Raw genomic sequence first — 14,622 nt, 5'->3', positions numbered from 1 at the left:
TCTGTTTCGACCAAAATTGTATCTTAGGAATTGTAAATGGATCTATCTTTTAAAGACATACAGTTCATTGTTGAAGCTATTGATAATTTGATTGAGAAATACCAAGAACGACTTCAACAAATTGAAGAAATAGATGAGGATGAGGCTTCTGATATTGGTAATGATACTATGTTTTTAGAATCACTGCGTAAAAAACTAGCTAATAGCTTGAATGACAACGCCTCCTCAAAGACACAGAAAAAGCATAGGCTTTTTAGAATATCTCATGAACGCGGCGTTATATCTTATACCAGAAGAATTAAAAATCATAAACAAGAAAATATCAATAATCCCTAATTCCAAGCCAGCTCTCTGAAAATTAATTTCACATTAGTTAATATTTAAATTAATTATTTTTACCTCAATTACAAATAAGTTAACTAGGAAGTTAAAGGCGATGGTTTTGACAATTTTTTAGTCACAGGTTCTAAACTAAACAGTCAATTCGATGCTGACTGATAGCTTTCTTGATAAATGATTTCCTGGAACTGAATCATGTCTTTTTGCGGATCGGAGTGACTAACTTTGACTAAAATTTGTTCACCTAAACTGACCGTACGTTTAAAAAACATCGGCAATTGTAAACCCAAATCTTCTAACAAAATTAGTGCCAAGTTGCTGTCTTCTCTCAGCCACATTAGGACTGTTACAGACCAAACTTGATCTGGATGCCGACGCAAATATTCTAAAGCATAATATCTATTAGTTTGCCGTTCTACCATTGTCACTTCTTGGGTGGTAGAGGTGACTGTCATCATCACTTCTTTGAGTTGTTCGGCTGAGAAGGGCGGAGCTTCACCCCGTAAGTGGGCTTTTAATTGAAAATGAGTGAGTAAGTCACTATAACGACGAATGGGCGAAGTTGCTTGAGTGTAGGTATTTAAACCCAAACCAGCATGGCGCAAGGGTGTGATACTCATTTCACTCTTGGGCATACAACGACGCATGGCGCAGGCGCGAACAAATCCTGCCGGTAGTAAGATTAATTCTTCTTCAGGGGGTAATTCTGGCTGTGGTTGACCACGAAAGGGCAAAGGTATGTTATGAGCTTGACCATAACGGGCAGCTACTTCGCCAGCTAAAATCATCATTTCTGCTACCAATTGCCGCGATGAGGAATCATCTAAAATATCAATGTCAATTTCGTCGCCTTTGACTTTGATCATCGCCTCTGGCATATTGATGCTGATGGCTCCTTGGTTATATCGCCAAGATTTACGCTGCTTGGCCCAGTTAGCGATCGCCTCAATTTCTGGTTCTGCTTCTACGCCTAATTCCAACATCTCATCGACATCCTCGTAGGTGAGGCGATAAGTTGGTTTAATTAAGCTGGGATGAATACAATAATCTTCTACCGCGCCGACTTGGTCTAAAATTACCCCGAAGCTTAAGGCGCAACAAACCCTTCCCTGCACCAAACTCATGGGGCCTGTCGCCAATATCTCTGGGAACATGGGAATCATTCCCGTGGGTAAATAAACTGTACTTCCCCGTTTTCTGGCCTCTAAATCTAACTCATCTTCTGGTACTAACCACCGGGTGGGATCTGCAATATGTACCCACAGTTGTTCTCGCCCATCTGGAAGTAATTCCCAACTTAAACCATCGTCAATTTCCGTCGTACTTTCATCATCAATTGTATAGACCTTCAGGTGAGACAAATCTAGGCGATTTGTATCTGAATCAGTTGGGGGAAAATCCAAACGCTGTTGCGCCACTTCTAATACCTTGTGAGGAAACTGAACCGAAATTCCAGAACGACGCAGGAACAAGTTTTCATGGGTATCCCACCAACCCAAGTCTATTAATAGTTGAAAGGCTCCTTGGGGAGTTGCGGGACGCCCCAGCATATTCATAGTTTCTAAAACTGGGGCTGGCGGAGGATAGGCCCGTGCTAGGTTGTCATAACTAACTCCCATGCGGATGATATCTGCCAGTAGTGAGGCGTATTTTTCCAGTGCTTCTAATCGCTGGCGATCATGGCGCTGCCAATCTACGGTTTCACTTTGGAGTGCTTGTTCTACACGAGCCAAAAATTCTTGCTGTCCCCTAGCTTTGAGCGCCTCTACTTCTATTTGGTGTTTGCGTTCTGCCACCTGGGCCGCTGTTCGCGGTTCATAAGCTTCACTTTTTTGTTTGAAATAAAGCTTGTCTTCTGATAACAAGCAATGGGCGGCATAACACGGGGCTGCATCCGATTCTGAAAACAGCAGATTTGCCATTTGGGCTGGTGTGACTGTTTCGCCATCTTCCACCAGCAATTCCCAAGCTACTTCTAGACTAGAGGGATCTAAATAAGGTTTAACCTGCTCCTGAAAACTGGCAATGTCCGATTGCTTGTAAGTTTGTCCGTTAACTGTATAAGTAATTTGTCTAGGCGCGAGGCTGTGGGATTGACTGCGTTCATCTACCACCAACCAGCGGGTTTTGCCGTCCGGGCGATCTACTACACCCAGACGGCGATCGCCTTGAACCCTAAATTCAACTAGCGTCCCCTTATCCACAACTCTCGCAATTATTTTGGTGAACAATTTAAATACTGGAAGTTCTGAGTTAAGAGTTTTGATTCATAACTCATCACTCATAACTCATGACTTTTTTAAGCTTCCGCATTGATAAATGGCAATAGAGCCACAATCCGCGCACGTTTAATGGCTAATGTCAATTCTCTTTGTTGCTTACATGTAAGTCCAGTGATTCGACGTGGTAAGATTTTACCCCGCTCGGTGATAAACTTACGCAACAAATCAACATCTTTATAATCTATAGGTTCTCCTGGCTTAATGGGAGACAGGCGACGACGATAATAACTCATCCTTACTTAATTTCCTTGTGAACAGTGTGTTTGTTGCAATGGGTACAGAACTTTTTCAGTTCCAAACGGTTGGTCGTGTTGCGACGGTTCTTTTTGGTGGTGTAACGTGATACACCAGGGGAACGCTTGTCTGGGTTAGTACGACATTCAGTACATTCTAGTGTCACTATTATGCGGACACCTTTACTCTTAGCCATAATCTTACAAACAGTAAAGCCTGAGGAGAATTAACACAAATTACTATCTTCTCACACTACGCACCAATTTATCAACTAATCGCTTAATTTTTATATCTAGCGAATAGCCCCGACGCGAAGAAACAATAAAAGTTCCCCCATAGCGGTCATGCAAAGCTTGCCGCATCTGGGTGTTAGATAAAGCGGCGCCACAGTCAATAGCCAGGGGAAGTAATAGCAGTATAGCTGTGGGGTTAGCTCTGATGTTGCTTAAGGCAATGGACACCAAAATAGCACCAACGCCAATTATAGCCTCTCGCTGGAGTAGCGATCGCAAGGTAGGAATTCTGCCTGATATTTGTCCATCTTTGACTTCGAGGATCTTCAAATCAAAGGCCCAACGCCCGATACTTTGCCCTTGATTGTTGTAGACTATCACCACTCGAAAAATCACCCAGCAGAAAAGAAAAACTAAAATTTGCACAAACTGGATGCCGAGTTGATTGCTTCCCAAGATGGAACTAATTAACCAAGCACCAAGGAAATCTAACCCTAATGCCATACCTCTTCGCCCAATATCAGCCTTGGGATAGTGTACTTGGGGGACTCTTTCTATAGTCATACAAAATTAGGGGACAGGGGATAGGGGACAGTCAGGAAGGATATGGATTGTATACTAAATATCTTGTTCAAAAATTAAATAGGAGTTTAAGGTTGGGGAATAATCATTGTTGCTATTTTTTATATTATTAGGGTTATGAATTATGAATGAGGTGCTAACCACCCATAACTGTGAGGTCACAGTAACCTATCTAAATCATTGCTAGACTGACTTTGAAATGGTTTATAGGAAATTATAGTGCCAAAATCGAATCCGAATGACGTTTGTCAAGTGCGCTGCTTCAACGAGAAGTTGGTAAATCACGTCCGCGAAGAAATGCCGATGGACGAAGCCCTTGAAGAAACTAAAATACTCTTTACTGCTCTTGCTGACAAATCTCGGCTGAAAATACTTCATGCTTTGAAAGACGGCAAGGAAATGTGTGTTTGTGATCTTGCAGATGTCCTCAGTGTACAAGTATCTGTTGCATCACATCATCTACGCAAGCTTCGTGACCTTAAGGTACTTAAGTATAGGAATGATGGGAAACTTGTCTATTATTCGCTACGGGATCAATTCGTAGGCAAGATTTTGGATCTTGTATTACAACAGATTGTCCATTAATTTTTTTTACTTTAACATTATTATATTCTTTTGAATGTTGGAATGTTTAAGGAACTAGGTAATGTCTGATCACTGCTGCCAAAAAAAATCATGTGAACTAGAAAAAATGACCAAACGCCAGAGTAAGGTTTTGTGGATTGCTCTCGGTGTGAATGCTGTCATGTTCATTGTGGAACTTTTTTCTGGAATTGAGTCCAAGTCCCTTTCTCTGACAGGAGACTCTCTTGATATGCTGGGAGATGCGATCGCTTATGGTAGTAGTCTCTACGTAATCAATAAAGGAACAAAATTACAGGCACAATCCGCACTGCTTAAAGGATGCATTATGTTTTTATCGGCTGTAGCAGTTTTTGCACGAGCTACTTATCAGGCGTTTTTTTACACAACTCCTGAGTTGCAACTCATGAGTACAGTCGGATTGATAGCTCTTAGTGCCAACTTGTTTTGTCTTTATCTTTTGGCGAAGCACAGGAATGACAATATCAATATGTCTTCTGTATGGCTTTGTTCTCGTAACGATATCATTGCCAATATATCTGTACTTGCAGCTGCTGGACTGGTATTTCTCACCGACTCATTTTGGCCGGATTTGCTTATAGGACTTATGCTTACATTGATTTTTGCCAAGTCAGCAGGATTAGTCCTCTCTAGGTCTTGGAAAGAGATATGCTCTCTTGATTGAGTGATCAGTTTTACTTTATTCGGAGTCATTCGCCATGTTATCAGTCAGCGAGGCCGAGACAATTATTTTAAATTTAGTGCAACCGTTAGATGCTCAACGGGATATAGAAATTGTCGATTTATTAGGCGCAGATAATCGCATTTTGGCAACTCCCGTCACTAGTGAATTGGATTTTCCCCATTGGGATAATTCAGCAATGGATGGCTATGCAGTCCGGTATGAAGATGTGCAATATTCTAGCGAAGCACAGCCAGCTAATTTAGAAATTATTGAAGAAATTCCCGCAGGATATCAACCCCAGTCTACACTGCAATCAGGGCAAGCAGCACGAATTTTCACAGGTGCAGTGATGCCACAGGGGGCGGATACTGTAGTCATGCAGGAAAGAACACGCCGGGAAGATCATCAGGTGTTGATTTTGGCTACACCACAACCCCAAGAATTTGTCAGACACAAAGCTGCTTTTTATCAAGCAGGAAAACAATTATTACCAGCAGGAATTAAATTAAATTCTCCAGAAATTGCCGTTTTAGCAGCGGCGCAGTGTTTGCAATTAAGTGTTTACCGTCGTCCCCGTGTGGCAATTTTTTCTAGTGGTGATGAATTAGTCACACCAGATAAACCCCTGAAGCCAGGTCAAATTGTCGATTCCAATCAATATGCTTTAGCAGCTTTGGTAAAACAGAATGGGGCAGAACCAATATTATTAGGTATTGTTAAAGATCATCCAGAGGCTTTACGAGAAGCGATCGCCTACGCCATAGCTAACGCTGATATAGTTTTATCTTCCGGTGGTGTGTCTGTAGGGGATTATGACTATATTGATCAAATTCTCGAATCGTTGGGAGCTAAAATTCATATTCGCTCTGTAGCTATCAGTCCAGGTAAACCTCTGACTGTTGCTTCTTTTCCCAGTTCTCAGTCCCCCATCTACTTTGGTTTACCGGGAAATCCTGTTTCAGCTTTGGTGACTTTCTGGCGATTTGTGCAACCGGCTATTAAGAAACTTTCGGGGTTAGCCCAAGGTTGGCAACCAGTATTTGTAAAAGCGCGATCGCATGATCAATTAAAATCCAATGGTAAGCGGGAAACTTACCTGTGGGGACGCTTACATTTAATTGATGGCGTTTACGAATTTCACAAAGCAGGTGGTAGTCACAGTTCCGGTAATTTAATTAATTTAGCTCAAACCAATGCTTTAGCTGTGCTGCCAGTGGGTACAACTCTCATTTCTCCACAAGATGAGGTGCTAGTTTTTCAGGTGGGGTAATGTGAAAACTGGGTACTGGGGAATAGTATGTTTTACCTCCACTAAAGGCAATAGTTGAGACGATTTTACAAGAATTGGAGTAGTTGTTTTTGACACTTTCCACAATTGTTATTAGTCAGTATTTAATCTACCTGCTAAGGTCGCAACTACAGATAATAATTGAACGGGTTGAATGGGTTTAGCAACGTGCATTTGAAACCCTGCGGCTAAAGCTTCTGTTTCGTCTGCATGTCCAGCATAAGCGGTGAGGGCGGCGGCGGGAATTTGTCCGCCAGCTTCCAGACTCAACTCTCTCACCTGACGAATCAATGCATAACCGTCTTCTTCTGGTAAACCGATGTCAGATAAAAGTACGTCGTACCCACTAGGATTTACCGTTAGTGCTGATAAGGCTTCACTTGCTGAACCTACTCCTGTGACTTCCACACCGTAATCTTCCAGTGCTATTTGAAATAACTGTTGGATATCTGCTTGATCCTCTACAAGTAATACCCGTATGCCCACTAGGGATGGAATTTCACCGATTGATGGTGTGGTTTCAGTTGTCTGATTTGTGGAGACAACTGGCTTAGTATCAATTGGTATAATTTCTGGTGGCTGAGTGTTTAAAGGCAGCTTGACTGTAAAAGTTGCGCCTTGACCTTCACCCTGGCTTTGTGCCTCCACTGTACCACCGTGGAGTTCTATGAGATGGCGGGCGATCGCTAGTCCTAATCCTAAGCCGGTATTGGTTCGTGTTCTACTAACATCGGCTTGGCAAAAGCGATCAAATATGCGGGTGAGCATTTCAGCGCTAATACCTTGTCCTGTATCGCTGAATTGAATTTGTGCTTGAGAGTCGGTGTAAGCTAGTGTGACTGTAATTCTACCGCCGGCTGGAGTGAATTTAATGGCGTTAGATAGTAAATTCCAAAACACCTGCTGTAAGCGAGTGGGATCGCCAATTATATTTTTGGGTGTGGGATCTAATCTCAGTTCTATTTGCAGATTTTTGGCTTCGGCTGACAGCCTGACAATATTGATTGCTTCTTCAATTATCGGTACTAACTCAAGCGGCTCGGCTTCTAAACGCAATCTACCGGAGCTAATGCGCGAAATATCTAATAAGTCGCCAATTAACTGGGATTGTGCTTGAGCGCTATGTTCAATGGCTTGTAATCCCCGATTCACAGTACTTTCGTCTAACTGCCGTGTCCGGAGTAAATTCGCCCAGCCCAACATAGCATTGAGTGGATTCCGCAGTTCATGGGAAAGAACTGATAAGAACTCATCTTTGGCACGGTTAGCAGTTTCCGCCGCAGTTCGCGCTGACTGTTCTTGTCTTAGCAGCCGGGTACGTTCTGCTTCCCATTGCTTTCTCTGGGTGATGTCTTCAATCAGCAGCAGAATCAACTGTACATCTTCCGCTTGAATCATTTTCCGGGCATTGAATAACAGAATTTTCTGGCCAATTTGCTCGAAATCAAGCTCAACTTCTATGTCTTGAAATGGGGCATTGTGGGGGAGAACTTCTGTTAAGAGCGATCGCAATTGGGGACTATCCCATTGTCCATTGCTCAAATCAAAGATGGGGTATTGTTCTATTTCACTGGGTAGTAATTGGAATGTTTCGTAAAAAGAGCGATTGGCTCTCACTACTTGTAAGTCTAAATTCAGCACCACCAAGGATTCCCGGACAGTATCTATAATTGCTTCTGCGTAATCACGAGATGCTCGGAGTTTTTCGGCACTGCGTTTGAGGGCGTCAATTTCCACTAATACGACTACAGCACCATCAATTTTGTTATCTATTGTCCGATAGGGTCGAATACGCAGGTCGTACCAATGCCCTTCTTGGTCTTGAACTTCTTGGGCTTTAAAGTTGAGTGTTTTAATTACTTCTAAAATCTGTTGCTCTAAGTCAGAAATATTCAAGTTGTGTTTGATATCACTGATGGGCCGCCCTGTATCGGTAGGAATCAGGTTAAAGATTCTCTCGGCTATGGGTGTAAAACGGCGAATCCGCAAATCGCTGCCTAACATCAGGATGGGAATATTTATACTACTGAGAAGATTTTGTAAATCATTGCTGACTTGAGTTGATTCAATATTACGCTGTTGCAGTTCGTCGTTAATTGTATTGAGTTCTTCGTTACTAGAGAGGATTTCTTCGTTGGCAGTTTCTAGCTCCTCATTGGTACTTTGTAATTCTTCGTTACTAGAGAGGATTTCTTCGTTGGCTGCTCTTAGGTCTTGATTGGTGGCTTGCTGTTCTTCAATAATCGATTGTAGATGTTCTTGATTGGTGGCTAATTGCTGTCTGAGTCGCTTATTCTCTTTCTCTTCATTAGTTAGTTTGCGTCGCCCAGGACGCGCACTGCGAACTGACAAGTCAGCGCTGGCGCTATCTGACTCAGGTATAGTAGTGCTAAACATCACTAAAAAGTAGCGTTCTGTAGCCGCAGCAGGTTTAAATGGCACAACATCAATTTTCACCTGCTTGACTTGTTCGTTTTCTTGTATTTCAATACCTGATTTAGTTACCGCTTCTTCTCCTTTTTTTGCTTGGTGAATGGCGGTGCGTAACTCTAGCTGTAATTCTTCTTTGGCCATTCTCAGCAGATTAAAGCTGGGTCTACCTGGTGCAGGTTGCAGATAAGAACTAGTTTGTCCCCGAAATTGCAAAATTTCCAAATCTTCGTTAATAATTACACCAACCGGAGCGTATTGCTTCAAAACAATCCGGTCAGCTTCCTTTTGCATTTCTAAATCATTCCACGTATCCGTGTTTGCTGGCAACTGGGGGTTGAAAGTTTCTACGGGGTAGTTGCTAGCAATCAAATCCATTCCCAATTGAGTCGGAGCTATTTTGCGGGAATAAATTTTATATTTTCTATCAACTAAAGCAAACAAGTCTGTAAATTCACCCACTGTTTCTGATGTGCCTAACATCAGAAAGCCATTAGACTTGAGACCATAGTGAAAAATTGGCAGCAGCTTTTTCTGCACAGCGCTGCTCAAATAAATTAACACATTACGACATGTAATCAAATCCAACCGCGAAAATGGAGGATCGTTAATTAAATTTTGTCTGGCAAAAACGCACAGTTCACGCACTGGCTTACTAATTTGATAACCACTCTCTACTGGTACAAAGAAACGCTGTAATCGTTCGGAAGAAACATCTATTACTTGGTTAGCCTTGTAGATGCCGTTACGGGCTTGTTCAATTGCTCTCTCATTGACATCGGTAGCAAAAATCTGGATGGTAGTATTAATTACCTGATTGTTTAAAAACTCTAATAAGCAAATAGCAATGGAGTAGGCTTCCTCACCTGTGGAACAACCAGCAACCCAGATACGAATAGGTGAATCGGGGCTTCTATCTTTAGTAATTAGGGGAAATACTTTAGTTTTTAAAGCTTCAAAGGCTTCAGGATCGCGGAAAAAACTGGTAACAGTAATCAAGACATCTTGATATAGTGCTTTAACTTCTGCGGGGTTCTCTTGAAGATAAGGCACATAATCTTCTAGCCTTTCTAACTTATACAAAATCATCCGCCGCAGGATACGCCGCTTCAGGGTTGTTTGCTTATAGTGGTTAAAATCAACTCCTGTAGCAGTTCGTAACAAACTGAAGATATTTGTTAAGGCATCTTTGCCCTCAATTAGTGTATCCACTGCTTTCACTGGAGTGGGATGAATAATATAGGGATGAGTACTAATTTTGGCAAGTTCTTCGGCAATTTGTTGCGGTGTCAAGACAAAATCGACATTACCGGAAGCGATCGCTGTATTTGGCATACTGGGAACTTTTGCTGATGAATCACACTGAGCAAAAGTAATTCCGCCAGCCCCTTTAATGGTTTCTAGTCCCCGTGAACCATCGGCATCACCCCCTGAGAGTACAACCCCAATAGCTTTGTTTCCCCGTTCCTCCGCTAAGGAACGAAAGAAACTATCCACAGTCATCACTTGACCACGAACCTGCTGACGTGGTGACAGTTTCAGCCGCCCTTCAGTGATAGTCATCACAGCATTGGGCGGAATCACATATACATGATTGGGTTTTACCACCAAGTCATCCTGAGCTTCCACCACAGGCATTGAGGTTGTCCGAGATAGAATTTCTGTCAACAGACTTTTTTGATGGGGGCTTAAATGCTGAATTAAAACAAAGGCCATGCTTGCTTTTATATTCATCAAATATTGATGCTGCTAGTTTTACTCTAAACTAAAAATGGGCCTATCATTTCGATGAAATATATAATTCAACCACTAATTATTTATCTATAGATATAAATAATATTGTCTTTGATAAATGTGTCTATCTTTAGTAGGAGTAAACCAAGTATTTAGGTAAGTTTGTATTCAATTAACAGATTATTGGAATATTTAGATAAACTAATATATCCTTGCTATAAAGTATTAGCTATCACTGATATTAATTTTTGTGAAAAATTTAAAATTTTTCACAAAAATTCAGATTTAAATATGGTTTTGTGTTTCATGGATTGACAGGAAAAAGCAGATATATAGATAGTAAGAATTTTAGTCATTGAAAGGCGATCTCCTGAATTAGCGAGTAATTTGATTTGACTTTCGCCAAATGGTATGAACACTGTGAACGAAACTATTATTACAGCTAAACCCGTATTACTCTAGAGATACAGTCCATGCAGCTACTTAAAACAACCGACAAAAATTTTTCTGTTAAATTCCAAACACTGGTGAGCGATCACGCGCAATCGCCGGGAAGCAATGCTTTATCCATACACTTACTATATTGACTGACAAGAAATTTCCCTCGACAAATTGCTTATGTTGTTGGATTTACTGCCAACCAATTAAGTAAATCTTCAAGGGCTATAAAATCTAATAAAGCTTCACCCAATGCTTCTAATTGCTCTAGAGAAAGAGTTTGAATCTGCTCCCTAACCTCTTGTGGTAATTCTCCTACCCGTCTTTGTAGTAGCCTTAGCACCAGAGTTTGCTCACCTTCTTGTTTTCCCCGCTCGTAACCAATGCGCTCGCCTGTGGTAATGTAACTCATAGTCTGCTCCTGTTCAAATTGTTTAAACTCTTGCCAAAACTCTGCTTCCAAGCCTTTTGGTAAAATCATAACCCAATCAATAAATCGGTAGAGGTTACGAATATCTCTTTCCTGCAATCCTAATTCATACAATCGGCGAATTAAGCTAAATTTCCAAGTTTTGCGTTCTTGGAGTTTTTTACTGGTTTCCTGCGTCTTTAAATGGGCCATTACCACTGTGGCAAAGGGGTTATTACTGGCTGATAATTCTGTCCATCTGTTGTGATAATCTAAAAGCTTGACAATACCAAATTCAAAGTTAAGTCTGCTATCAGGGTAACTATAACTATATTGATTTGGTCGCCATGTAGAATCGGCATCACACAAAATTGCTAAACTGATGGCAGGTTGAGCAAATCTGTCAAAAATTCGCAGGTTGTAAGAAAACATTCTTTCAGCAAATGTGTCTTCAGGCTTGGCTTGAATTTCTACATGAATTAATAACCAAACTTCTTGTCCTTGGATTTGCCAAACTTTAACTAATTTATCTGCATATCGCCGACCTTGTTCAGCGTCACGGGCGATTTGTTGAAATTCTTTATCGAGAAATTCGTGGGGACGTTGCCAATTAATTAATGCTGCGGTTTGAGGAAAGAAAAATTGCATGGCTTGGGGAAAGTATGCTTCTAAAACTTCTTTCCAGGGACTATCATTATCTGCTCTTGAAAGTTCCTCATTCATTCAGATAAAGGTGTTTTTATTACTAATAATTGCTAAATTAACGTGAGTTCGACGGAACCTAACCCCAACCCCTTCCCTACGAGGGAAGGGGCAAAAAATCTACAGTTTGGTACGAAAAAATAGTGTTTTTAAGCCTCTCCCCGCGTCGGGGAGAGGTTTGGAAGCGGGGTTTTTTAAAGCCATCGAACTCACGCTAAATTACCATGAACTGCGAACACTTTTTTCTTGTCGGCCTCTGTGGAGCCATCGCCGGAAAACAACGGTTGATGTTAGTGGTCAGTTCGACGATGGAGGATAACTCTGCTCCTGTTTGGTCTGCCTACGATGCTTTTGCAGCAGCAAACACAATGACACAATGCTAGAAGTTTTAAACAGCTCTACACTAAACTATTATTACGGCAAAACCCGCATTACTCTAGAGATACAGTCTATGCAGCTACTTAAAACAACCGACAAAGATTTTTCTGTTAATTTCCAAACACTGGTGAGCGATCGCCGGGAAGCAACGGTTGATGTTAGTGGTACAGTCAGGAGTATTCTTGCTGATGTAAAAGTGCGTGGTGATGCCGCTGTCAAAGAATATACTAGCCGTTTTGATCATTACAGTCCCCCATCTCTGCATTTGAGTGCAGACTTTATTGCCGAACGCGCGGCACAATGTCCGGCAGATGTCAAGGAATCTCTTAAATTAGCTGCGACTAGAATTGGATCTTTTCACGAAAAACAATTACCCCAAGATATTGGCTACACCGACACAGCCGGGGTGAAACTGGGTTTAAATTGGGTGGCTTTATCCCAAGTGGGAATTTATGTACCTGGAGGACGCGCCAGCTATCCTAGTTCTGTGTTGATGAATGCTTTACCAGCCAAAATTGCCGGTGTGGAAAGAATAGTCATGTCAGTACCTATGCCTCATGGTGAGATTAATCCCGCAGTTCTAGCCGCAGCCCAAATTGCCGGGGTGACAGAGATTTATTGCATAGGTGGAGCGCAGGCGATCGCCGCTTTAGCTTATGGTACAGAAAGCCTCATACCTGTAGATAAAATTGTTGGCCCTGGTAACGCCTATGTTGCTGAAGCCAAACGTCAGGTATTTGGAACTGTAGGTATAGACAGCGTGGCCGGGCCTTCCGAAATTTTGGTAGTAGCCGACGACAAAAATAACCCAGAGTGGATAGCCTGGGATTTACTATCGCAAGCAGAACACGACCCCAGCGCCCAATCTATTTTAATTACCGATTCTGAAACCTTTGCCCAACAAGTCATAACAGCTATCGAGCAAATTCTCACAAATTTATCTACCAAAGCAGTAGCTAGTGCTAGTTGGCAACAACATGGAGCAATAATTTTAGTTGATGATTTAGCCGCAAGCATCCCCTTACTAAATCGGCTGGCTCCCGAACACGTAGAATTGTGTATAGACAACCCACAAGAATTTGCTAGTCAAATTAAATGTGCGGGGAGTATGTTTTTAGGACGTTATACCCCAGAAGCCATCGGCGATTATTTAGGCGGGCCAAATCATGTGCTACCCACAGCCCGTTCAGCCCGCTTTGCCTCTGGTTTGAGTGTTTACGACTTTCTCAAACGGATTACCTACTTGGAATGCAATCAACAAGCATTGCAAACCATAGGTGAAGCAGCTGTCATCCTCGCAAAAGCGGAAGGTTTACCCGCACATGGCGGTAGCGTGACTGTCCGCTTGCAGTCCTAAGGGACTTCCAACTAAAAAAAATATCCTATCACTGGGGTAGGCAGGGGAGCTTTTACTCCACTTGTGGGTGAGGTTTGTACCTTTGCGCCTTTGCGCCTTTGCGTGATTAAAATGTAATCAACGAGTAAATCACTGATAAACTCTGGTTTATTGGTGGTTTTGCGGCAATGACTTGATAATTTATCCAGGCTTCGCCAAAAATATAAATTGATAGCACTCCTAAAAAAATTCGCAGTGCCAGACTCACAACAGCATCTGGTAATTTCGGTAAAGTGCGAGTACTCATTTGAACACCTAAAAGACCGCCAAAACCCAAAATTAGACCTTGAACAAACAAAATATTTCCTTCTAAAGTATGTCCTGTACAGGCAACTAAAGCCGTAATTACAATTACACCCAAACTAGTTTGAATAGCTACTTTAATTTCTTCTCCTAGTAATAACATTTGTAGGGGAACCATAATTGTCCCACCACCCAAGCCAAAGAAGCCAGCTAAAATACCTGCTGCTCCTCCAGTGCCAATTTTAGATATTAATGGGTTAAATGCTGGTGCTGTTTTCTCGACTTGTTTTAAAATTAGTTGCTTACGAAGCTCTATTAAATAGACATTAACGAGTAATATAATGCCAAATGTAAAAAGTATAATGTAAGAGGGAATTTTGTTGGCAAAATATACGCCCACTCCAGTAGTTAAAAAAGCGGGAATCCCTAAATAAATTACTCGTTGAAAATCAAAGTATCCCATCCATAAATTCTGCAAACTTCCAGAAATTGAAGTAATCACAATAGCCAGGCTACTAGTAGCGATCGCTTGGACAGGTGTATAACCTAATGTCACTAAAAGCGGAATTGTAATAATCCCGCCACCTATGCCTAGAAGTCCAGCGATAACGCCAGATATGAGACCACCAGCTATTAAAATCAACCAAACGAAATCATTCATAAACAA

General features: G+C 41.7%; 12 protein-coding genes. 5 read left to right on the top strand and 7 right to left on the bottom strand.

The features are described from left to right. Window positions 1-36 precede the first annotated feature (36 nt). Entirely contained in the window at window positions 37-336 is a 300-nt protein-coding gene (locus ACM0OT_RS02360; RefSeq protein WP_414562406.1) for a hypothetical protein, read from the top strand. Window positions 337-479: 143 nt separating this feature from the next. Here ACM0OT_RS02360 and ACM0OT_RS02355 read toward each other — a convergent pair whose 3' ends face one another. The 4 genes from ACM0OT_RS02355 to ACM0OT_RS02340 form a co-directional block, all read right to left on the bottom strand. Next, entirely contained in the window at window positions 480-2,543 is a 2,064-nt protein-coding gene (locus ACM0OT_RS02355) for a ribonuclease catalytic domain-containing protein (RefSeq protein ID WP_414562404.1), read from the bottom strand. 95 nt (window positions 2,544-2,638) lie between these two features. Continuing rightward, on the bottom strand, window positions 2,639-2,854 hold the full coding sequence (rpsR, locus tag ACM0OT_RS02350; RefSeq protein ID WP_414562402.1) for a 30S ribosomal protein S18: 216 nt from the start codon (window positions 2,852-2,854) through the stop codon (window positions 2,639-2,641). A gap of 2 nt (window positions 2,855-2,856) precedes the next feature. Continuing rightward, the gene (rpmG, locus tag ACM0OT_RS02345) at window positions 2,857-3,051 is read right to left on the bottom strand and encodes a 50S ribosomal protein L33 (RefSeq protein WP_414545209.1); all 195 of its coding nucleotides are present in this window, start codon (window positions 3,049-3,051) and stop codon (window positions 2,857-2,859) included. Between the two features lie 43 nt (window positions 3,052-3,094). Beyond that, complete coding sequence (locus ACM0OT_RS02340; protein WP_414562400.1) at window positions 3,095-3,652, bottom strand: RDD family protein; 558 nt, start codon at window positions 3,650-3,652, stop codon at window positions 3,095-3,097. A gap of 237 nt (window positions 3,653-3,889) precedes the next feature. Between ACM0OT_RS02340 and ACM0OT_RS02335 the strand changes: the two genes are divergently transcribed. From ACM0OT_RS02335 to glp, 3 genes are all read left to right on the top strand, one after another. Further along, window positions 3,890-4,255, top strand: coding sequence for an ArsR/SmtB family transcription factor (locus tag ACM0OT_RS02335; RefSeq protein ID WP_414562398.1), 366 nt, complete (start codon window positions 3,890-3,892; stop codon window positions 4,253-4,255). A 106-nt stretch (window positions 4,256-4,361) separates the two neighbouring features. Beyond that, window positions 4,362-4,937 (top strand): cation transporter, encoded by a 576-nt coding sequence (locus ACM0OT_RS02330; RefSeq protein ID WP_414562396.1) that lies wholly within the window; start codon window positions 4,362-4,364, stop codon window positions 4,935-4,937. 34 nt (window positions 4,938-4,971) lie between these two features. Next, window positions 4,972-6,207 carry a gephyrin-like molybdotransferase Glp gene (glp, locus tag ACM0OT_RS02325; protein WP_414562394.1) on the top strand — a complete coding sequence of 412 codons (1,236 nt, stop codon included), beginning with the start codon at window positions 4,972-4,974 and terminating at the stop codon, window positions 6,205-6,207. A gap of 111 nt (window positions 6,208-6,318) precedes the next feature. Here the strand turns inward: glp and ACM0OT_RS02320 are convergent, their stop codons facing one another. Both ACM0OT_RS02320 and ACM0OT_RS02315 read right to left on the bottom strand, forming a co-directional pair. After that, window positions 6,319-10,389, bottom strand: a complete 4,071-nt coding sequence (locus ACM0OT_RS02320; RefSeq protein WP_414562392.1) for a CheR family methyltransferase — start codon at window positions 10,387-10,389, stop codon at window positions 6,319-6,321. A gap of 616 nt (window positions 10,390-11,005) precedes the next feature. Continuing rightward, on the bottom strand, window positions 11,006-11,959 hold the full coding sequence (locus ACM0OT_RS02315; protein WP_414562391.1) for a DUF4351 domain-containing protein: 954 nt from the start codon (window positions 11,957-11,959) through the stop codon (window positions 11,006-11,008). 430 nt (window positions 11,960-12,389) lie between these two features. On the opposite strand from ACM0OT_RS02315, the gene hisD reads away from it, so the two are divergent. Continuing rightward, window positions 12,390-13,673, top strand: a complete 1,284-nt coding sequence (gene hisD / locus ACM0OT_RS02310) for a histidinol dehydrogenase (RefSeq protein ID WP_414562389.1) — start codon at window positions 12,390-12,392, stop codon at window positions 13,671-13,673. A 106-nt stretch (window positions 13,674-13,779) separates the two neighbouring features. Here the strand turns inward: hisD and ACM0OT_RS02305 are convergent, their stop codons facing one another. After that, window positions 13,780-14,616 (bottom strand): sulfite exporter TauE/SafE family protein, encoded by an 837-nt coding sequence (locus tag ACM0OT_RS02305; protein WP_414562388.1) that lies wholly within the window; start codon window positions 14,614-14,616, stop codon window positions 13,780-13,782. Between the last annotated feature and the right edge of the window lie 6 nt (window positions 14,617-14,622).

The sequence above is a fragment of the Anabaena sp. CCY 9613 genome, assembly GCF_963920895.1.
Lineage (GTDB): Bacteria > Cyanobacteriota > Cyanobacteriia > Cyanobacteriales > Nostocaceae > Cyanocohniella.
Note: the sequence above shows the minus strand (reverse complement) of the source record. Positions and strands in the feature narration are given on the sequence as shown.